This is a genomic window from Pseudomonas sp. Pseusp49, assembly GCF_059491875.1.
In genome coordinates this window covers 2369076-2389083 of the sequence record NZ_CP168514.1, presented here as the reverse complement: position 1 = coordinate 2389083, position 20008 = coordinate 2369076, and the positions used below count along the sequence as shown (strand labels likewise).

The 20008-nt window shown below is 60.6% G+C and carries 23 protein-coding genes; 9 read left to right on the top strand and 14 right to left on the bottom strand.

Features of this window, described 5'->3' with window-relative positions; genetic code table 11:
• Positions 1-189 precede the first annotated feature (189 nt).
• The 5 genes from ACEN83_RS10890 to ACEN83_RS10870 all read left to right on the top strand — a co-directional run bounded on the left by ACEN83_RS10890 (position 190) and on the right by ACEN83_RS10870 (position 4442).
• Positions 190-675: a flavin reductase family protein gene (locus ACEN83_RS10890; RefSeq protein WP_218484215.1), complete on the top strand. Its 486-nt coding sequence runs from the start codon at positions 190-192 to the stop codon at positions 673-675.
• A gap of 231 nt (positions 676-906) precedes the next feature.
• Complete coding sequence (locus ACEN83_RS10885) at positions 907-1950, top strand: LLM class flavin-dependent oxidoreductase (protein ID WP_495580249.1); 1044 nt, start codon at positions 907-909, stop codon at positions 1948-1950.
• A 213-nt stretch (positions 1951-2163) separates the two neighbouring features.
• Positions 2164-2316 carry a hypothetical protein gene (locus ACEN83_RS10880; protein ID WP_495033544.1) on the top strand — a complete coding sequence of 51 codons (153 nt, stop codon included), beginning with the start codon at positions 2164-2166 and terminating at the stop codon, positions 2314-2316.
• A 90-nt stretch (positions 2317-2406) separates the two neighbouring features.
• Positions 2407-3084, top strand: a complete 678-nt coding sequence (locus tag ACEN83_RS10875) for a cysteine hydrolase family protein (RefSeq protein ID WP_495580248.1) — start codon at positions 2407-2409, stop codon at positions 3082-3084.
• A gap of 5 nt (positions 3085-3089) precedes the next feature.
• Positions 3090-4442, top strand: a complete 1353-nt coding sequence (locus ACEN83_RS10870; protein ID WP_495580247.1) for a purine-cytosine permease family protein — start codon at positions 3090-3092, stop codon at positions 4440-4442.
• Positions 4443-5070: 628 nt separating this feature from the next.
• Here the strand turns inward: ACEN83_RS10870 and ACEN83_RS10865 are convergent.
• The 4 genes from ACEN83_RS10865 to ACEN83_RS10850 all read right to left on the bottom strand — a co-directional run bounded on the left by ACEN83_RS10865 (position 5071) and on the right by ACEN83_RS10850 (position 9648).
• Positions 5071-6417: a glutamine synthetase family protein gene (locus tag ACEN83_RS10865; RefSeq protein ID WP_495580246.1), complete on the bottom strand. Its 1347-nt coding sequence runs from the start codon at positions 6415-6417 to the stop codon at positions 5071-5073.
• Positions 6418-6437: 20 nt separating this feature from the next.
• Positions 6438-6992: a helix-turn-helix domain-containing protein gene (locus ACEN83_RS10860; RefSeq protein WP_007976194.1), complete on the bottom strand. Its 555-nt coding sequence runs from the start codon at positions 6990-6992 to the stop codon at positions 6438-6440.
• A 25-nt stretch (positions 6993-7017) separates the two neighbouring features.
• Complete coding sequence (locus ACEN83_RS10855) at positions 7018-8307, bottom strand: NAD(P)/FAD-dependent oxidoreductase (protein ID WP_495580245.1); 1290 nt, start codon at positions 8305-8307, stop codon at positions 7018-7020.
• 138 nt (positions 8308-8445) lie between these two features.
• Complete coding sequence (locus ACEN83_RS10850) at positions 8446-9648, bottom strand: NAD(P)/FAD-dependent oxidoreductase (protein WP_495580244.1); 1203 nt, start codon at positions 9646-9648, stop codon at positions 8446-8448.
• 309 nt (positions 9649-9957) lie between these two features.
• On the opposite strand from ACEN83_RS10850, the gene ACEN83_RS10845 reads away from it, so the two are divergent.
• The gene (locus ACEN83_RS10845; protein ID WP_116582616.1) at positions 9958-10518 is read left to right on the top strand and encodes an RrF2 family transcriptional regulator; all 561 of its coding nucleotides are present in this window, start codon (positions 9958-9960) and stop codon (positions 10516-10518) included.
• Between the two features lie 234 nt (positions 10519-10752).
• Here ACEN83_RS10845 and ACEN83_RS10840 read toward each other — a convergent pair whose 3' ends face one another.
• Positions 10753-11088, bottom strand: coding sequence for a hypothetical protein (locus ACEN83_RS10840; RefSeq protein ID WP_116582617.1), 336 nt, complete (start codon positions 11086-11088; stop codon positions 10753-10755).
• Between the two features lie 279 nt (positions 11089-11367).
• On the opposite strand from ACEN83_RS10840, the gene ACEN83_RS10835 reads away from it, so the two are divergent.
• Positions 11368-11607 carry a hypothetical protein gene (locus ACEN83_RS10835; RefSeq protein WP_116582618.1) on the top strand — a complete coding sequence of 80 codons (240 nt, stop codon included), beginning with the start codon at positions 11368-11370 and terminating at the stop codon, positions 11605-11607.
• Positions 11608-11620: 13 nt separating this feature from the next.
• A complete protein-coding gene (osmE, locus tag ACEN83_RS10830; protein ID WP_495580243.1) occupies positions 11621-11971 on the top strand; it encodes an osmotically-inducible lipoprotein OsmE in 351 nt (116 codons plus the stop codon).
• A gap of 121 nt (positions 11972-12092) precedes the next feature.
• Here osmE and ACEN83_RS10825 read toward each other — a convergent pair whose 3' ends face one another.
• On the bottom strand, positions 12093-12293 hold the full coding sequence (locus tag ACEN83_RS10825; RefSeq protein ID WP_102701582.1) for an SPOR domain-containing protein: 201 nt from the start codon (positions 12291-12293) through the stop codon (positions 12093-12095).
• A 218-nt stretch (positions 12294-12511) separates the two neighbouring features.
• Between ACEN83_RS10825 and ACEN83_RS10820 the strand changes: the two genes are divergently transcribed.
• A complete protein-coding gene (locus ACEN83_RS10820) occupies positions 12512-12874 on the top strand; it encodes an NUDIX hydrolase (protein WP_495580242.1) in 363 nt (120 codons plus the stop codon).
• A 3-nt stretch (positions 12875-12877) separates the two neighbouring features.
• Here ACEN83_RS10820 and ACEN83_RS10815 read toward each other — a convergent pair whose 3' ends face one another.
• From ACEN83_RS10815 to catC, 8 genes are all read right to left on the bottom strand, one after another.
• Positions 12878-13576 carry an alpha/beta hydrolase gene (locus tag ACEN83_RS10815; RefSeq protein ID WP_495580241.1) on the bottom strand — a complete coding sequence of 233 codons (699 nt, stop codon included), beginning with the start codon at positions 13574-13576 and terminating at the stop codon, positions 12878-12880.
• Positions 13577-13618: 42 nt separating this feature from the next.
• Complete coding sequence (locus tag ACEN83_RS10810; RefSeq protein WP_495580240.1) at positions 13619-14392, bottom strand: 1,6-dihydroxycyclohexa-2,4-diene-1-carboxylate dehydrogenase; 774 nt, start codon at positions 14390-14392, stop codon at positions 13619-13621.
• Positions 14393-14530: 138 nt separating this feature from the next.
• The gene (benC, locus tag ACEN83_RS10805; RefSeq protein WP_104448766.1) at positions 14531-15544 is read right to left on the bottom strand and encodes a benzoate 1,2-dioxygenase electron transfer component BenC; all 1014 of its coding nucleotides are present in this window, start codon (positions 15542-15544) and stop codon (positions 14531-14533) included.
• Between the two features lie 10 nt (positions 15545-15554).
• Positions 15555-16043: a benzoate 1,2-dioxygenase small subunit gene (gene benB, locus ACEN83_RS10800; RefSeq protein WP_095967691.1), complete on the bottom strand. Its 489-nt coding sequence runs from the start codon at positions 16041-16043 to the stop codon at positions 15555-15557.
• A complete protein-coding gene (gene benA, locus ACEN83_RS10795; RefSeq protein WP_495580239.1) occupies positions 16040-17404 on the bottom strand; it encodes a benzoate 1,2-dioxygenase large subunit in 1365 nt (454 codons plus the stop codon). Before benA ends, benB begins: the two co-directional genes overlap by 4 nt.
• A gap of 192 nt (positions 17405-17596) precedes the next feature.
• Positions 17597-18556: an AraC family transcriptional regulator gene (locus ACEN83_RS10790; RefSeq protein ID WP_495580238.1), complete on the bottom strand. Its 960-nt coding sequence runs from the start codon at positions 18554-18556 to the stop codon at positions 17597-17599.
• A 171-nt stretch (positions 18557-18727) separates the two neighbouring features.
• Positions 18728-19657, bottom strand: a complete 930-nt coding sequence (gene catA, locus ACEN83_RS10785) for a catechol 1,2-dioxygenase (protein WP_116582624.1) — start codon at positions 19655-19657, stop codon at positions 18728-18730.
• A gap of 53 nt (positions 19658-19710) precedes the next feature.
• Positions 19711-20001, bottom strand: coding sequence for a muconolactone Delta-isomerase (gene catC, locus ACEN83_RS10780; protein ID WP_007978984.1), 291 nt, complete (start codon positions 19999-20001; stop codon positions 19711-19713).
• Between the last annotated feature and the right edge of the window lie 7 nt (positions 20002-20008).

The window sequence follows — 20008 nt, the reverse complement described above, 5'->3', positions numbered from 1 at the left end:
GCATCTGAGCCGGTATCCTGCCCGATTCACGCCCACATTTGCTAGCCAATAGCCCCGTAATCATTGGGTTTTCGACGAAAGCCGTACGTTTATCGGTTCACTCAAAAAGACCTTGCAATCGATGTCTTACGGTATACCATAAGACCTACAAACACATAAAAACGCGTCACACCACCCGAGGACCGCCCAATGATCGATGCCGCCATCTACAAACAAGTCATGGGCTCGTTCCCGTCCGGAGTGACCGTGATCACTACGCTCGATGAAGAGGGGCAAATCGTCGGCCTGACCGCCAGCGCCTTCAGTTCGCTGTCGATGGACCCGGCCCTGGTGCTGTTCTGCCCCAACTACAGCTCCGACTCCTACCCGGTCCTGATCAGGAACAAGCGCTTTGCGATCCACGTGCTGTCCGGCGGCCAGCAAAGCGAAGCCTATGCCTTCGCGCGCAAAGGCAAGGACAAGGCCCAGGGGATCGAGTGGACGCTCAGCGAGTTGGGCAACCCGATCCTGGCCAACGCCACGGCGGTCATCGAATGCGAGTTGTGGCGCGAATATGAAGGCGGCGACCACGCCATTATGGTCGGCGCGGTGAAGAACCTGATCGTGCCCCAGCAGAGCAGCGGGCCACTGGTGTATTGCCACGGCAAGATGGGCGCCCTGCCTGTTCTGGCCTGATCCCTCTGATATCACCGCATCCCCCTATGGGAGCGGGCTTGCTCGCGAAGACGGAGTGTCAGTCAACACATATGCCGCCTGGAAGTTCGCTTTCGCGAGCAAGCCCGCTCCCACACTGGTTTGCGTTAGCCGCGAAGAGAAGTCATTTGCGGAAATTATGTATTATGGTATACCAATATCCATCAGGCCCGCAGTCGACAGGCCAACAACAAAAGATCCGAGGTAAGCGTCATGAAGTTTTCCCTGTTCGTACACATGGAACGTTGGGAGGAAAGCGTCAGCCACCGCCAGTTGTTCGAAGACCTGACCGAACTGACGCTGATGGCCGAAGCCGGTGGTTTCAGCACCGTGTGGATCGGCGAACACCACTCCATGGAGTACACCATTTCGCCGAGCCCGATGCCGTTGCTGGCTTATCTGGCGGGCAAGACCACCACCATTCACCTCGGTGCCGGCACCATCATCGCGCCGTTCTGGCATCCGCTGCGGGTGGCCGGTGAATGCGCGTTGCTCGACGTGATCAGCAACGGGCGCATGGAAGTCGGCCTGGCCCGTGGCGCCTACCAGATCGAATTCGACCGCATGGCCGGCGGCATGCCAGCCTCCTCCGGTGGCCAGGCGTTGCGGGAAATGGTTCCTGTGGTACGGGCCTTGTGGAACGGCGACTACGCCCACGACGGCGACATCTGGAAATTCCCCACGTCCACCAGCGTGCCCAAGCCGATCCAGCAGCCGAACCCGCCGATGTGGATCGCCGCCCGCGACCCGGACTCGCACAACTTCGCGGTGGCCAACGGCTGCAACGTCATGGTCACGCCCCTGATGAAAGGCGACGAGGAAGTCCTCGACCTGAAGAACAAATTCCAGGCCGCCCTGGACAACAACCCTGGCGTACCACGCCCGCAACTGATGGTGCTGCGACACACCCACGTGCACACCGCCGACGATCCGCAGGGCTGGGAAGTCGGGGCCAAGGCGATCTCGAAGTTCTATCGCACCTTCGATGCCTGGTTCGGCAACAAGACCACCCCGGTCAACGGCTTCCTCGCGCCGAGCCCGGAAGAGAAATTCGCCGGTCGCCCCGAGTTCGAACTCGAGAGCCTGCACAAGACCGCCATGATCGGCACCCCGGAAGAAATCATTCCGCGCATCAAGTACTACCAGGAACTGGGCGTGGACGAATTCAGCTTCTGGTGCGATAACAGCCTGCCCCACGCGGAGAAGAAAAAATCCCTGGAGCTGTTTATCAAGCATGTGGTGCCAGCGTTTCGCTGATTGCGCCACCCTGCGACATCAACTGTAGGAGCGAGTCTGTGGCGAGGGGGCTTGCCCCCGTTGGGCTGCGGAGCGGCCCTGCAGCCTGTGACCACGGTGTGTCAGACGTACCGCAAGTATTGGTTTTACGACTGCTTCGCAGTCGAACGGGGCGATGCGGCGATCCGACAAGCCCCCTCGCCACAGGTTCGCTCCTACAGGGGGTCGATTTCCATGATCACTGGTCGTCTCCCATCATTCGCCCTCCCCTCCGGCGCCGCGCGGGCTTACCTGCGCGGTGAGTGGACCGCCTCGCACCTGCATTTCAAGCGTCTGCGCGCCAGCGTTTCGGCCAAGCAGAACGGCTTCTGGCAAATAGTTCACTGAGCCCACCCCAACAGCCAATCACGCACCCCGCGTCTCGCCATGGCCTGGCGCGTGCGGTGTCTTGTATTCGCCTTTGATCAGGTTTGCCCAATGAACAATAACAACGCGCTGTTGATCATCGACATGCAGCAGGAGGACGGTTTCGTCCTGGAGAACTTCGACAGGGTGCTCGCCCATACCGCCGCCCTGCTCGATAGCGCCCGCCATCAGCGGATGCCTGTCATCTATACCCGCCACATCAATCAGGCCGACGGCAGTGACCTGCCCCACGGCGAACCCCTGGCCGCCGACGGTGGCCCCGGCGGTTACCGCGCCGGCACCCGGCAAGTGGAAATCATCGAGTCGCTGACACCGCAATCCGGTGAATTGATCATCGACAAGGGCCGTTACAGTGCCTTTCACCGCACCGACCTCGATGCCCGACTCAGGGCCATGGAGGTCGACACGCTGATCATCTGCGGCGTGTTGACCGACGTCTGCGTGCTGACCAGCGTGTTCGATGCCTTTGCCCTGGGCTATCGCGTACGCCTGGTCAACGATGCCTGCACCACGACCACCGAGGCCGGGCATTATTCGGCCCTGCTGATCATGGCCAACTGGGTCTACTCGCTGGAAATCCTCACCACGACCGAATGCCTGCGCGCCCTGGAACAGCGCGACTACCTGAGCCTGATCCCCGGGCGTCCGGACCTGTTTGCCCACCAGCCCCATGAGCTGCAAAGCACCATCGCCCGTCTGCAATCCCGTCTCGTCCGGACTCAGGAGTGATCGCCATGCAAGTCGAAAAAAGAAGCATCGATTTCATCCCCGAGACCGAACGCCACGGCAAACCGGGGTCGCTGTTCTATATCTGGTTCGGCGCCAACGTGAACATCACCACCATCGCCTCCGGCGTGTTGCCGGTGGTGATGGGGCTCAACCTGTTCTGGAGTGCGCTGGCGATCATCGTCGGCTCGTTGCTGGGGGCGATTTTCATGGCCTCCCACTCGGCCCAGGGACCGAAGCTGGGGATTCCGCAGATGATCCAGAGCCGGGCGCAATTCGGCGTACTGGGGGCGGTGTTGCCGCTGCTGTTCGTGATGCTGATCTACCTGGGCTTCTTCGTCAGCAACACCTTGCTCGCGGCCCAGGCGCTGGAGTCCGTCAGCCCGCTGCCGATGTCCGGCAACATCTACCTGATCGGCGCGTTGTGCTTCGTCGTCGCCCTCTATGGCTATCGATTGATTCACCGTTTGCAGAAGCTGCTGTCGATCCTGTCGCTGGTGGTGTTCGTGGCCGCCACGGTGCTCGCCTTGCAGCTGCCGATCCCGGCCGAACAATGGCTGCCGACCGGCTTCTCGTTGTCGAAGTTCCTGGTGGCGGTGAGCATCGCCGTGACCTGGCAACTGTCCTACGCGCCTTACGTTGCCGACTACTCGCGCTACCTGCCGAGCAATACGCCGACCGCCCAGGTGTTCTGGTACAGCTATGCCGGCACGGTCAGCGGTGGCGCGTGGATGATGATTCTCGGGGCGATCCTGAGCGTCGGCATCGGCGACTTTTCCAGCAACGTCGGCGGGCATGTCGCCGGTCTGTTCGGCACTGGCGCGGTGCTGCTGTTCGCCTTCATCGTCTATGGCCAGGTGTCGATCAACGTGTTCAACCTGTACGGCGCGTTCATGTCGACCATCACCGTGATCGAGCCTTTCGCCCGACTCAGGGTGACGCCGCGGGTGCGCGGTGTGTTCATGCTGCTGATCAGCCTGGTGGCCACGGCCCTGTGCACCATCAGTCAGGACGACTTCATCAACTTCTTCCTGAACTTCATCTTCTTCATGAGCTACTTCCTGATCCCGTGGACGGCGATCAATCTGGTGGACTACTACTGCCTGCGCAAAGGGCAGTACCGGATTGACGACATCTTCGACCTGAACGGGATCTACGGGCGGGTCAACCGGATTGCCTGCGGCAGTTTCCTGCTGGCGATCGCCCTGGAAATTCCATTCATGAACACCACGCTGTACGTCGGCCCGGTGGCTACGGCGCTGGATGGGGTGGATCTGGCGTGGGTGGTCGGGTTGCTGGTGCCGGCGTTGAGTTATTACTGGCTGATGAAAATGAACGCGCGCGTCAGCGTACCAGCGTAGCGATCACCCTTTGACGGCAAAAAAGATCGCAGCCTGCGGCAGCTCCTACAAAGGCAAAACGTACATCCCTGTAGGAGCTGGCGAAGCCTGCGATCTTTTACCTGCGGAGTAATCAACCTTTGACGGCAAAAAGATCGCAGCCTGCGGCAGCTCCTACAAAGGCAAGACGTACATCCCTGTAGGAGCTGGCGAAGCCTTCGATCTTTTTACCTGCGGAGTAATCAACCTTTGACGGCAAAAAGATCGCAGCCTGCGGCAGCTCCTACAAAGGCAAGACGTACATCCCTGTAGGAGCTGGCGAAGCCTGCGATCTTTTTACCGGCGGAGTAATCAGCCTTTGACGGCAAAAAGATCGCAGCCTGCGGCAGCTCCTACAAAGGTAAGACGTACATCCTTGTAGGAGCTGCCGCAGGCTGCGATCTTTTGATTCTCAACGACCAACCAAATTGCAGGCAAAAAAAATCCCGGGCAGCTGATGGACGCCCGGGACTTAAAAATGCATAAACCGTGGTGGTGAACGCGGCGCGGATATTACGGAATATTTCGGCCTGTAACAAGATATTTTTATTCACCATCCAGTTACTAAATGCTCTAAGCCCTTATATATCCACATATTTTCTAAGGGCGACTACAAGAACCAACGATACTCCCGCGCACTGATGTCATGCAGAAATGCCAAATGATCCTGACGTTTGTTTTCGCAGTAGACGTCCACAAACTCCGCCCCCAAGCCTTCGCGCACGGCTGGATGATGTTGCATGGACTGCACCGCTTCGAGCATTTCCAACGGGAAATCGATGCCACTGCTGCGGTCTTCGTTGAGCGGTGCAATCGGCTCGCGCTCCCCCTCCAGGCCCTGCTCCAATCCCACCAGGATCGCCGCCAACGCCAGATACGGGTTGGCATCGGCGCCCGCCAGGCGATGTTCGATGCGCAGGTTCTTGACGTCCGACTCCGGGATACGCAAGCACGCATCGCGATCCTCGAAGCCCCAACTGGCGCGGGACGCAACGTTCACCGTGCCACTCAAGCGGCGCATGGCATTGTGGTTCGGGGCAAAGATCGGCATGCAGTGCGGCAATACCTCCAGACAACCGGCCACGGCATGGCGCAGCGCCCGCTGCCCGTTCGCCGCCAGCAGGTTGTTGCCGGCCTGGTCATACAGGCTGACGTGCACGTGCATGCCGCTGCCGGGGTGTTGCAGGTAAGGTTTGGCCATGAAACTGGCGCGCAGGTTGTGCTTGAGCGCCACGCCCCGGGTGCTGCGGCAGAACAGGGCTGCCCAGTCGGCGGCGCGCAGACCGTCATCGCAATGGCCGAAGTTGATTTCGAACTGGCCCGGGCCGAGTTCGGCGGTAATCACCGTGGCATCGATGCCTTGGGCTCGCGCGGTCTCGACCATTTCATCGAGCACCGGGGCGAAGCGCGACAAGCGTTCGATGTGCATGTTCGGCTGATCGTCGGCGTCGCCGGTCAGCTCATCACGGGGGAACTGCGGCAGGCCGTCCTTCAAGCGGCTGTCGAACAGGTAGAACTCCAGCTCGAAGGCCACCACCGGGAAAATGCCTTTACGGTGCAGGCGGTTCAGCACCTGGGCCAGCACTTCACGGGGTTCGAATTCGATGGGTTTTTCCGTCCCGTCGGAGGTGATCAACATCTGGCCCAGAGGCTGCTTTTCCCAGGTCACCAGCTTCAAGGTGCCAGGCACCAAACGCCGCAGCGCATCCGGGTCACCATCGTTGAAGCAGTAGTCGCCAATCTTGAACAGCCCACCCTGGGTGCCGAGCAGCACGCAGTTTTGCGGCAGTTTCAGTGCACTGCCGGCAGCGACTTTCTCCAGCATCTCGATCGGGTAGCGCTTGCCGTAGAAATGCCCCGGAATGTCCAGGGAGATCAGGTCGACATAACGCACTTCGGGGTTGCAGTGGCGGAAGTTGCGAACTTCGGCCAGCAGTTCAGAGCACACGGCATCCATCGTTTTAGTCCTTGTTGTTATCAGGTGTAAACCCAAAGCACGCGGGTCAGTTGGTCGGACAGGTTGCCGTAGCGGCAGTGCGCATGGCTGGCCAGTTGAAAGCTGTCGCCGGGATGCAGGGTCACCGGTTCGTTATCGTCGAGCCACAGGGTCAGTTGCCCTTCGAGGACATAACCGCCCTGCTCCGAGCTGTCCTTCATGTGCCGGTCGCCGCTGCTGGCGCCGGGTTCGAGCTGGCTTTCAAGCATCGAGAAGGACGCGCGCATTTTTGGCGAAACGAGGATGTCGGTGATGCCGTCGGCGTAGTACAGCGTGCGGCGCTCGTCCGGGCGGGTGACCCAGGACAACGCCATGGGTTTGGGCAGGCTGTAGAAATAGGTGGTCGGCACGCCGAGGGTTTCGCTGATCGCGGTCAGGTCCGCCACCGTCGGGCGCGACAGGCCGCGCTCGACCTGGGACAGAAAACCGACGGAGCGGCCGATTTTGTCCGCCAGTTCCTTGAGGGTGTACTTCTTGTGCTTGCGCAGGTCCTGGATCAGGATCGCCAGCGCCGAGATTTCTTCTTGCATGTCCATCTTGAGGCTTCCAGAATGTGTCGCTTCAAATGCTGTCGCGCAGTCGATACCAGGCCTTGCCGATGGCTTCCAGCGGCGCGGCCAGGTATTTGCCGCCGGGAAAACTGCCGTTGTTCAGGCCCTGGTACAGGGACAGCTCGTCGGGTTGACCGAGGATCGCGTCGGACACCGCCCGCGCCGCGGCCAGCGTCGGCAGCACGCCATGCCCGGAATAGCCCTGCATCCAGTACAGATCGCCGCGCCGTCCGATGTCCGGCGTGCGTTTGAGGGTCAGGTCGATGTGTCCGCCCCAGGCAAACTCAAGCTCGACGCCCGTGAGTTGCGGGAACACCCGCTCCAGGAACGGCCGGGTCGCCGCGGCGATGTCCTTGGGCATCCCGCCCAGGTAAGTGCAACCGCCGCCAAACAGCAGGCGGTTATCCGGGGTGCGGCGGAAATAATCGAGCACGAACTGGTTGTCGGTCACGCACACGTTGCTCGGCAACAGCGCAGTGGCCTGGTCCCTGGTGAGCGGCGCGGTCGCGACCTGATAGGTGCCAACCGGCAACACACAACTGGCCAGTTGCGGGTCGAGCCGATCGAGGTAGGCGTTGCACGCCAGTACCAGCACATCGGCGCGAATACGACCGCGCTCGGTCGTGACCACGAAGCCTTCGCCCTCCTCGCCATAACTCAGCGCCTTGCTTTGCTCGTAGATACGGCCGCCAGCTCGCTCAACCGCCTCCGCGAGGCCCAGGGCCAGCTTCAGCGGGTTCAAATGCCCGCCCTCGGGGTCGAACAGGCCGGCCTGATAACGCTCGCTGGCCACCCATTCCGGCAGCTGTTGCCGGGGGATGAATTGCAGTTTGTCGTGACCCCACTTGTGGCTGGCCTCGTGCTGCCACTCGGTCAGCAGCCCCACTCGCCGCGGCATCACCGAAGTCCAGAGATGGCCGGCGCGATAGTCGCAATCGAACTCATGGCGGCCAGGCAGATCACGCAATTCGCGCGCGGCCCAGCGCATGCCGTCCCACAATCGCCGCGCCCGCTCGTACCCCAGCGCCGCTTCCAGCGGTGGCATGTCGCACGACCAGCCGAGAATCGCCTGCCCGCCATTACGCCCGGACGCGGCCCAGGCCACCCGGCTGGCCTCGAGCAAAGTCACGCGCTTGCCGGCCAGCGCCAGGCGCAACGCCGTGTGCAATCCACTGAAACCGGCCCCGATGATCAGCACTTCGGTGTCTTGCTCCCCCTCCAGTGCGGTGCGATTGACCAGTCGATCGGCGCAACTATGGGCGTAGTAACTGGCGACATGCCGGGTGGATTGCTGAAACATATGGCCTCGTGAAATTTTGTATTTTTAATTTCATGAAAAAATACACGGTTAATTTCATGCAGGCAATCGAGACGTAAAAAATCCCGCTTCGGCGAACCCGAGCGGGATTGTCTTGTTCAGACACGATGTTCGAATCAATCAGGCCACGGGAATCATCGGATCCGCCGAAGCCAGTGCGGTGACTCGATCTGCCGCCGGCGGGTAGATCCACTGGGTGTTGATCTGGGTCTTCAATGCCTTGGCCTCCTGCTTGACCAACTTGACCTGGCGGTCCCAACCCTCGGTGTAGACCGCGCCCCAGGCGCCGAGGTCCAGGCAGGTCACGTACTTGGGCTGGCTGTACGGCGTCGGGGCGACACCAAGGATCTGCGCCGCCACGTTGTTGCCAGCGTGGCGGCCCAGCGAAATCGCGTGCTGGCAGGTCATCAGGGCGTAGTTGCCGATCTCGTCGCTGGCTGCGTAGGCGACGTCGCCGGTGGCGAAGATGTCGTCCTGGCCAATCACTTTCAGGTGGGCGTCGACATGCAGGCGACCCAGGCGATCGCGTTCGGCCGGGATCTGTTCGGTCAGCGAGCTGGCGCGAACGCCGGTGGTCCAGACCACGGTCCTGGCATCGATACGCGCACCGTCGGACAGGGTGACGCCATTGGCATCGACCGACACAACCGAAGCTTTCAGGTGCCATTTCACGCCGGTCGCCACACTGGCCTCGACGATCGACTCGGCGATTTCCTCGCCCATCGAGCCGCCGATTTTATCGCCACGGTCAACGATGATCACATTGATGTCGGCACGGTCGCCGAGGATGGCCCGCAGGCGGGTCGGCATTTCAGTCGCCGTTTCGATCCCGGTGAAACCGCCACCGGCCACCACCACCGTGTTGCGCGCGTTGCTTTCAGGCAGATTGGCCAGCGCCTTGAGGTGGTTTTCCAGGCGCACGGCCTGTTCGATCTGGTCGACGTCGAACGCATGTTCGGCCACGCCCGGGGTGTTTGGCGAAGCCAGGCCGCTGCCGGTGGCCAGAACGAGTTTGTCGTAGCTGCAGACTTGTCGGGCACCGGCAGCATCGACATAGCCGACCTGTTTTTGCTCGACATCGATGGTCTGCGCCGCACCCTTGATGAACCTGACCCCTACAGCATCGAACAGATCGCCGATCGGCGCAGCCAGTTGATGGGCGTTCGGTTCGTAGAAGCGCGGACGCACACGCAGCTCGGCCTGGGGCGCCAGCACGGTCACTTCTACGTCGTTGTGGCCGTGAATGTCGAACAGGCGCGTGGCACTCAAAGCGGTCCACATGCCACCGAAACCTGCGCCGATCACCAGAATGTGCTGTTTCATCTTTAACTCCAGGGGATAAACAAGGGTTGTGAGTCACGCTCATCGGGAGCCGGCATGAGGTCGGTGTTTTTCGAGAACCGTCGACCTGTGCCGCTCGAACAACTACGACTGTATTGATCCTAGTTAAATCCTGCAACTCGTTTTTTTTGATGGCCGCCATCGAACCTGTCGATGCTTCGGCAGAAAAGCCTCAAGGACGCGGATGACAGGGATTTTTCGAGCTGACTAAAAAATTTCAGGGCGCGACGATTCGTTGCCTGGCTTAGGCTCGGCTGTTAGAATTGGCGACTAATCAAGTCGGAGATTTGTATGTCTCTTTACAGCGCGGGTGTCGAGTACGGCATCCACTGCCTGCTTTTTCTCGTCGGCAACGGTGGCGACTCCCGTGAAGCGAGCGTGCGCGACCTGGCCGAACTGCAAGGTGTTCCCCTGGACTATCTGGCGAAAATCTTCACCAAGCTGGCCAAAGGCAAACTGGTGGTCGCCACCGAAGGCATGCGCGGAGGCTTCAAGCTGGCCCGGCCCGCCGACGAAATCACCCTGCTGGATATCGTCAACGCCATCGACGGCCACAAGTCGATCTTCGATTGCCGGGAAATCCGTGGCCGTTGCGCAGTGTTCGACGGCACCCCGCCGGCCTGGGCACTGGACGGTCCGTGTGCGGTCCATGGGGCGATGATGGTTGCGCAAAAACGCATGGAAGAGGCCCTCGCCCAGCAAACCATCCTCGATATCGCCAGGAAATTCGGGCGCAAGGCCCCGGCCGAATTCGGCGTCAAGGTGGAGAGCTGGATGAACGAGCGTCGGGAAAGGAAAAGCAGCGCCCAGGCCAGTGAGCAGATCATTCCTGCGACCAACCTTTCAGACTGACGGCACAGATTACGAGATATCTGTAGGAGCTGCCGAAGGCTGCGATCTTTTGATCTTGCTTTTGCGATCTGGAGATTTCTGAAGATCAAAATCAAAAGATCGCAGCCTTCGGCAGCTCCTACATTTTCCCGGAATTACGTGATGATCCATAAAAAAACCGGATGCACGCCAGGCATCCGGTTTTTCTCGGTTCAGGCGAAAAGCGGTCGGTGACCGATTTTCACCTTCTCGCGCTTAAAGGCAGTCGCGCACGATTTTGCGCAGGTCGCCGGATTTGGCCCAAGGTGGCCCCTGATACAGCGAAATCTGGCTGCCATCCTTGTATTTCACGATATCCAGCACTTCATCGGCCGTTATCACGCTCGGTGCGGTGATCCGGTAGCCATTGGAAATCGAAACCTGGGTCGTATTCGATACTTCCTTCTGCCAGGCCGGCAAAACGCACGCCGCATATTCTTTTGGCGTCTTTTCGCTGTGCTTGCTGACATTCGGCTCGCCCGGTACCAGTGACGCCGGCAACGAACACCCGCCCAGCAATGCCAGCGCGACTCCCCCCATCAACATCCGCATGCTGCTTCCTTAAATTCGAAAAGAGAAAATGTAGCTTGCCGCCGACCGTACATCCATCCCGACGATTCGGCGAGTCATTGATATCACTTTGCCCATTTAGTTCCTTGCAGGCCGTCATTTGACGTCGTCCTGGCTTGAGAACACTGGCATTAGAGCGGGACAGCGCATTGTCCTGTTCGCTTTTCCCGACCAAAGGAAACCCCGCTGACTCAGACGAACACAACATCCCGTTCGGTAAACGGGTCTAAAATTGCGGAGTGCAGCATTCAGGAGGTCATCATGTGGCTTAACGATTCGGAACAGCAACTTCGGCGTGACCTGCAAGGGCTTGCGTCAGACCTGCGCTGGTCGGCGGTGGAGCTTTTGCGCATTGAGCAGCGGTTGCGCGAGCTTGGCAGCGAAGGCGACGCGCAAGCCGTGCAAAGACTGTGTGCTTTGTTTCAGGGTGATGAACAAAAACTGTCCGGCTATGCCGAGGAAGTGAAAGCCAAGGTCATTAGCCGCAACAAGGCTCAATAGCGGGAGCGCTGCCATGAACAGGCCTCTATTCACGCTGGTCGCCGTACTGACCGCGTTGCCAGGCTGCAGCACCAACTCGATCTATCAGGACCAGCCGCTGGTGGCGAAAGTCGACACCGGCATGACCCGGGAGCAAGTCCGGCAAATCGGCGGCCAGCCCCTGGCGGTCACGGATCGTACCGTTGAACCCGGCACCTGCTTTGACTACAAACTGACTCACGAAGGCCATCAGCAGGCGTACAACGTCAGTTTCGATGGCCATGGCATGGTCGACCACAAGAGCTTCATGACCTGCGCGGAATGGAGCCACGCGCAGCAAAAGGCCCGGGAGCCCTCCCGCCCCAGTGGTGGAGGTGGCTATTAATTATTAATACTGTAGGAGCGAGCTTGCTCGCGATGGACGTCAACGATGACGCGCCCTGCCTGAATGAACGCGTTGTCCGGACGTTTTTAGCGAGCAAGCTCGCTCCTACAGGAGATTGACGTCATTTTGTTTGATGGCTGCCTGCTGGCTTGCCGGCACGCGCCCTGTAGCCAGGCAGTGACGCGGCAAACGCCAATGCCTCCTCTCGACTGTTGAACGAGCCAAGCCGGTCACCCTGGGTGCATACCCGCCAGGGGCCGTTGTTCACGCTGAGTACGTCATAGCCATTCATGTGCATTTTGTTCAGCATCGATACGCTCATGGTCACCTCCTCCTGGGCAGTGCTATCAGGTTGACTTGCTTACCTTACACCCACCCTTCTCCAAAATACCGACCAGACGTCGCCGTGGAAATTCCCTGTTTCGCTGGCACTTTTCGTCACATTGGCAGCTCAAACTACTCCGATGGCAGCGCAATCGCGGCGAAGGCCCGAACGCTGCAGTTCCATGCCTGTTTCATGACAACGGCACCGGGTAACCCATGAAAGTACGCGCAACCATCATCTGCGAGCAGGACAGGCATGTACTGCTGGTACGCAAGCAAGGCGGTCGCTGGACGCTGCCCGGCGGCAAGCTCGAACGGGGCGAAAGCGCAGCCGATGCTGCCGTGCGCGAGCTGTGGGAGGAAACCGGCCTGCGGGTCGACCAGTTGATGTACGTGCTGGAGCTGGAAACGGACGGCACCCGACACCACGTCTTCGAGGTATCGGTGCTGAACCTTGAGCAATTGCGACCGCTGAACGAAATCACCGATTGCATCTGGCACCCGCTGGATGCGCTACACAACCTGAACATCAGCGACGCCATGCGCAGTATCGTCAGCGCCTTTGTGCGGCGCTTGTAGGCCCTAGCCGTTGGCCAATGCCGTCGCTGCCCTGTCGATCAAGGCCGCCACTTCGGCGGGCATCGACGCCAATGACGCATGACTGGCGTTCAGGGTCAGAATCTCCCGGGCGTTGAGCCGCGCGGCCATCCATTGCTGGTTCTGTGGCGCGATCATCCGGTCTGCGGTCGAGATCTGATACCACGATGGTTTGTTCTTCCAGGCCACCGTGCCAATGGTGTCGCCGAAGGTGCTCGCCAGCGGCGCTTTCTGGGTGAGGCCCATGACCAACCCTTCGGTCGCCGGCAGGTCCTGGCAGAAGCTCTCGTGGTAGAGCTCGGGCTTGACCCACAGATAGCCGTCGCTGTCCGGCGTCAGGTTGGCCGCTGCCGCAGGCGGGTGCCGTTGCGTGATGCCGCCGGGACTTTCACCGGCGTCCGGGGCGAACGCGGCGATGTACACCAGCCCGACCACATTCGGCAAATCACCCGCTTCAGTGATCACCGCGCCGCCATAGGAATGCCCCACCAGCAGCACCGGACCGGGCACCTGGGCGACCATTTTGCGCGTACGCTCGGCATCATCAGCCAACGAAGTCAGCGGCAATTCGACGGCACGAATGTGCGTGTCGCCCCGGCTGAGCAATTTGGCGATGACCTTGTTCCAGTGGGCGGCACCGCCCCAGAAACCATGGACCAGCACGATCGTGGGTTTGTCACTCATCACCATGACTCCGTTTGCCGATGGGGTTGTTCGTCGCTCGCGTCAGCCCTGATCGCCACCGCCCACGGGCATGACCATGCCGGTGATATAGGACGCTTCGTCGCTGGCCAGAAACAGAATAGCCCCCGCCTGCTCATCCAGGGTGCCGTAGCGTTTCATCAGGCTGCTGTCGAGGGTCTGGTCGACGATCTGCTGGTACCAGAGTTTTTCCTGCTCACTCTGCTCGGCACCATTGCGGGGTATGCGCCGCGGCGGTGCTTCGGTGCCGCCAGGCGCCGTGGCGTTGACCCGCACGCCACGACCGGCGGTTTCGAACGCCAGACAAGCGGTCAAGGCATTCACCCCACCCTTTGCCGCACCGTAGGGCACGCGGTTGAGGCTGCGGGTGGCGATGGAAGAGACGTTGACGATCGCCCCGCTGCCCTGCTCCAGCATGAACGGCAGCGCGGCATGGCAACACCACAGGGTCGGGAACAACGAACGGCGGACCTCGGCCTCGATCTGCGACGCCTCGTAATGCTCGAACGGTTTGGCCCAGATGGTGCCGCCGACATTGTTGACCAGCACATCGAGGCGGCCGAAACGCTCGACGGCGGTTTGCATCACCCGGCTGCATTCGTCGTATTGCTCAAGGTCGGCGGTCAGGGCCAACACCTGAGTGATCGCGGCCAGTTGCTGCTGCACTTCGAACACCAGCTCGGAACGATCCACCAGGATCAGCTTCGCCCCTTCGGCGGCCATGCGCTCGGCCACCCGCTGCCCGATGCCTTGGGCAGCGCCGGTGATCAGCGCGACTTTTTCGTGAAATCTGTTCATGGTCATCCTCATGCTCCCGCCAACGCCGCCCCTTGTAGGAGCTGCCGAAGGCTGCGATCTTTTGATCCTGGTTTGTAAAAAACACAATCAAAAGATCGCAGCCTTCGGCAGCTCCTACAGGGATTGGCGTACGGAAGGTTAGGCCGCGCTGGCGGCGAATTTTTCGTAGTAGAAGTTCGCTGGCGCGATGCCTTGTTCGCGAATGAACTGGCTGACGGCCTCGACCATTGGTGGCGGGCCGCACAGGTAGACGTCGACGTCGCCCTCGTTCAAATGCTTTGGCTCGATGTGCTGGGTCACGTAGCCCTTGAGCGGATGCTGGCTCTCGGGGCTGGCGACGCAGGCGCTGAAGGTGAAGTTGGGGATGCGCGCGGCAAAGGCTTCGAGGCGGTCGATTTCCACCAGGTCGAAATCGTGGGTCACGCCGTAGATCAGATGCAGCGGATGATCGCTGCCCTGTTCGGCGATCTTCTCCAGCATCGCGGTGAACGGCGCCAGCCCGGTACCACCGGCCAGCAGCAACAGCGGCCGACGGATGTCACGCAGATAAAAACTGCCCAGGGGACCTGCCAGGCTCATGCAATCGCCGGCCTTGGCCATGCCGGTGAGGAAACTGCTCATCAAGCCGCCGGGCACGTTGCGGATCAGGAAGCTGACTTCGCCATCGCGCTGCAACGAGCTGAACGAATAGGCGCGGGTCTGTTCGCTGCCGGGGATTCCCAGGTTCACATACTGCCCCGGCAGGAACGCCAGTTTGCTCAGGGCTTCGCCCTTGATCGACAGGGCGATGGTGCTGTCGGACAGCTGGCGCACGGCGCTGATGGTCGCGTCGTAGCTGGCCTGACGGGTGCGGCAGACCTCCGAGGACGTCGGCACCCGCACTACGCAATCGCTCTGAGCGCGCATCTGGCAGGTCAGGACAAAACCCTGCGCGGCCTCTTCGGGGCTGAGGGCGTCTTCGATGTACTCCTCGCCCAATTCGTACTGGCCGGCTTCGGCAAAACACTTGCACGTGCCGCAGGCGCCGTCGCGGCAGTCCAGCGGGATGTTGATGCCCTGGCGGTACGCGGCATCGGCCACGGTCTCGCCCACGTTGGCGTCGATGAAACGGGTGACGCCGTCTTCGAAATTGAACGCAATGGAATGAGTCATGACGCCAGCCTCACAAGTGGTAAACATCGATGACCTGACGAACGTAGTCGTTCTTCAGGATCACTTTCTTGGCCTTGATCAACGGGTTTTCACCGCGTACGTCGAGGGTGTAGAAACTGCTGCCGAAATAGCTGTCGACGGTCTTGTAGCGAAAGCTCAGGGTGTGCCAGTTGAAGCGCACCTTGCACAGTCCGTCGGCTTGTTCGAGCAACTCGATGTTGCTGATGTTGTGGGAGGTGCGGGTGTCCGGCACGCTGGCGCTGGAACGCTCGGTCTTGATGCGGAAGACGCGGTCTTCCAGGCCGGTACGGTTGCCGTACCAGATCAGCGAGATTTCCCGCTGCGGGTCTTCGGTCAACTCGTCGTTGTCGTCCCAGGACGGCATCCAGAAGGTCGCGTCCGGGGCGTACAGCTCCAGCCACTCATCCCACTGGCGGTCGTCGAGGTAGCGCGCTTCGCGGTAGAGAAAGTCGCGCACGGTGTCATGGGAAATCGTCATTGCACGTCCTCCACGGCGATCAGTTTCGACTGCTCGGCGGCGAGGGCCTTGAGCATGGTCTGCTGCCAGTACTTGTGTTGCAGCACGAACAGGCCTTCGTCCTCGGTGCGCACACCACTGAGTAGCGGGTGCAGGTCGATCTCTTTGGCGGCTTCATCTGCACCTTCGATCCAGTGCTCGGCGCCCCGGGACATGTCGTTCCAGGTGGTGACGCTGCCCTGGTAGCTGGTCTGGCAGGAACGGAATTCCTCCAGATCGTCCGGCGTGGCCATGCCGCTGACGTTGAAGAAATCCTCGTACTGGCGAATCCGGCTGGACCGGGCGTGGTCGCTCTCGCCTTTGGGGGCGATGCAGTAGATGGTGATCTCCGTGCGGTTGACCGAGATCGGCCGGGCGATGCGGATCTGCGAGCTGAACTGGTCCATCAGGTAAACGTTGGGGTATAGGCACAGGTTGCGCGAGTTCTCGATCATCCAGTCGGCGCGCGCCTTGCCGAAATCCTGCGCCAGCTCATCGCGGCGCTCGTAGAGCGGACGGTCCTCGGGGTTGGCCCACCGGGTCCAGAGCAGCATGTGGCCCTTGTCGAAGGAATAGAAACCACCGCCCTGCTTGGCCCAGCTGCCGGCGCTCATGGTCGGGTTGGCGTCACCGGCTTCACGCTGCTTGCGCTGGTTCTGGGTGGCCGCGTAGTTCCAGTGCACGGAGCTGACGTGGTAGCCGTCGGCGCCGTTTTCGGCGGTGAGTTTCCAGTTGCCTTCGTAGATGTAGCTGGAGGAGCCGCGCAGTACTTCCAGGCCATCGGCGGACTGGTCGACGATCATGTCGATGATCTTCGCCGACTCGCCCAGGTGCTCGACCAGTGGCAGGACATCGGCCTTGAGGCTGCCGAACAGGAAGCCGCGATAGGACTCGAAACGCGCAACCTTGGTCAGGTCATGGGAGCCTTCGCAGTTGAAGCTCGCGGGATAACCGGCGTTGGCCGGATCCTTGACCTTGAGCAGCTTGCCGGAGTTGTTGAAGGTCCAGCCGTGGAACGGACAAGTGTAGGAGCTCTTGTTGCCCGACTTGTGCCGGCACAGGGTCGCGCCACGATGGCTGCAGGCGTTGATGAAGGCGTTGAGCACACCGTCCTTGTTGCGCGCGATGAAGATCGACTGGCGCCCCATGGTCGTGGTGTAGAAGTCGTTGATGTTGGGGATCTGGCTTTCGTGGGCCAGGTACAGCCAGTTGCCTTCGAAGATGTGTTCCATCTCCAGGTCGAACAGACGCGGGTCGGTGAACATCTCGCGCTTGCAGCGATAGAGGCCCTGCTCGGGATCGTCTTCAAGCAGGGAATGCAAATATTCGGGTCGCAGGGTCATGGCCACCGCCTCCATTGTTATTGTTCAGGCAGGGGTCATGCTAGGACGGGGCAATGGGGCGGACTATCCGCGGGGTGCAGACCTTTATCCGTTTTGTGCAATGTAGGAGCTGCCGAAGGCTGCGATCTTTTGATCTTGTTTTAAAGATCAAAAGATCGCAGCCTTCGGCAGCTCCTACAGGGGGGCGTGATTTCAGTTGCGGCGTTTGAGGGTGTCGGACGGCAATTCGCCGAACTGCTTGCGGTAGCTGTCGGAGAACCGTCCCAGGTGCAGGAAGCCGTAGTCCATGGCCACTTCGGTGATGTTGCGCACGTTGCAGGTCGGGTCGCTGAGGCAGGCTTTGATGGACTCGAGGCGCTTGCGGCGGATGTAGTTCTTCGGCGTGTCACCGGCATTGCGTTCGAACAATCCGTACAACGACCGCAAGCTCATGTGGGCCTGGCGCGCCAGTGCTTCGCTGTCGATGTCCTGCTTGAGGTGATTGGCGATGTAGTCGGCAATCGCTTCGAACGTGGCCGTCTGCGAGCCCAGTTCGAGGCGGCTGACGTTGGTCTTCATCAGGCTGAGCATCTTGCTGACGATGATCTGCGTGTAATGCTCCTGCACCCTGGGGATCTGCTCGGTGGATTCGGCCTCCTGGCAGATCATCGCCAACAGGTTGACGAAACCTTCCAGTTCATTGAGCTGATAGCGGTTTTCCAGAAACCGCACGCCCTGCTCCGGATAGCGCCAGCGCTGCTCATCGCAGACCGATTCAAACAAGCGGGTCGGGACCTTGAGGATGAATTTCTCGCAATCGGCCGAGTACGTCAGGTCCACCGGATCGTCGGGGTTGATCAGCAGCAATTCGCCGGGAGCGAAGTAATGCTCCTGGCCGTGTCCACGCCACAGGCAGTTGCCGCGCAGCAGCACTTGCAGATGATAAATGCTGTCCAGCGCACCGGACGTCACGCGCACGCTGGCACCGTAGCTGATGCGACACAGGTCGAGGCTGGCGAACTTGCGATGATCAAGGCTGGCCAGCGGGCTGCCGGCACGGGGCATGAGAATGCAGTGATTACCGACGTGCTGATTGACGTAGCCCGACACGGCGTAAGGGTCGGCATGGTCGTACACCCGGCTGCGCTGACTCAACAGTTGCGCTTGCATCATCAGGTCACTCTCGTTGTTGTTATGAGTTGCTTCAGTTCATTCTAGAACCGAAACACTTGTAGGAGCGAGCCTGCTCGCGATGGACTCGAGGACGCCGCGGGGCATCAGGCACCCAGCGTCATCGTTAACGTCCATCGCGAGCAGGCTCGCTCCTACCGGGTTCGGGGGTGATCAGTCCTCCAGGGCGCGGACCCGCTCGTGGCGCTGCTGTTCTTCAGGCTGGGCCGAGGACTGCAGGGTGAAGTCGAATTCGATTTCGGCAAAGCGACCGCTCACGCCATGGGCCGCCGCGCGCTGCTGATCGTCGCTGAAGGTGATCTTGGCGATCAGTTCGTCGCGGGTGGCGTAGGCGAAATCGTCGTGCAGGTACTGATCGCCGTCGAGGTTGATCTGGGTGGTCAGGTGGCGATGATCCGGTGCGGAAATGAAGAAGTGCACGTGCGCCGGGCGCTGGCCATGACGGCCCAGTTGATCGAGCAGTTGCTGGGTCGGGCCGTCCGGTGGGCAGCCATAGCCCGACGGCACGATGCTACGGAAGCGGTAACGGCCTTCGGCGTCAGTCACGATGCGGCGACGCAGGTTGAATTCCGACTGCGAGGCATCGAAGTACGAGTAGGTTCCGCCGGTGTTGGCGTGCCAGACGTCCACCACGGCACCGGCCAGGGGTTCGCCGGCGGTATTGAACACGCGGCCTTGCATGAACAGGGTCACGCCCGGATCGACGCCGTCATCCAGACGCGCCTCGCCCTCGGACAACGGCGCACCGGCTACGTACAGCGGGCCTTCGATGGTGCGCGGGGTGCCGCCGGTCTTGCCGGCCTGCTCGTCTTCGGCGTCCATCAACAGGTCGAGGTAATGCTCCAGGCCAATACCGGCCACCAGCAACCCGGCTTCCTGGCGCGCGCCCAGCACGTTGAGGTAGTTGACGGCCTTCCAGAACTCTTCCGGGGTCACGGCCAGGTCTTCGATGATGTTCACCGAATCACGCAGGATGCGGTAGACCAGCGCTTTGGTGCGTGGATTGCCGGCGTCGTTGAGCAGGCCGCTGGCTTCTTCGAGAAATTTCTGGACTTCGGCAGTGTGGGAAATCTTGACGTTCATTTTTCAGGGTTCCTCATCTTGTAATTATTAGCGTAGCGCTGAGCAGGCTGGGCTCAGCGGTCATCGTCACGGATGGAAGAAGGATGCCGGCACATCGCGTCGATTTCGATGGCCATGTAGGGAAACAATGGCAATTGCATCAGCAGGTCATGCAGTTCCTGAACGCTGTCGACATCGAACACGCTGTAGTTGGCGTAGTGCCCGGCGATGCGCCACAGGTGACGCCACTTGCCCTGCTCTTGCAGGCGCTGGGCCAGGGCTTTTTCGTCAGCCTTGAGTCTGGCCGCCGCCTCCGGATTCATGTCGACCGGCAGGTTCACGGTCATTTTTACGTGAAACAGCATAATGCTC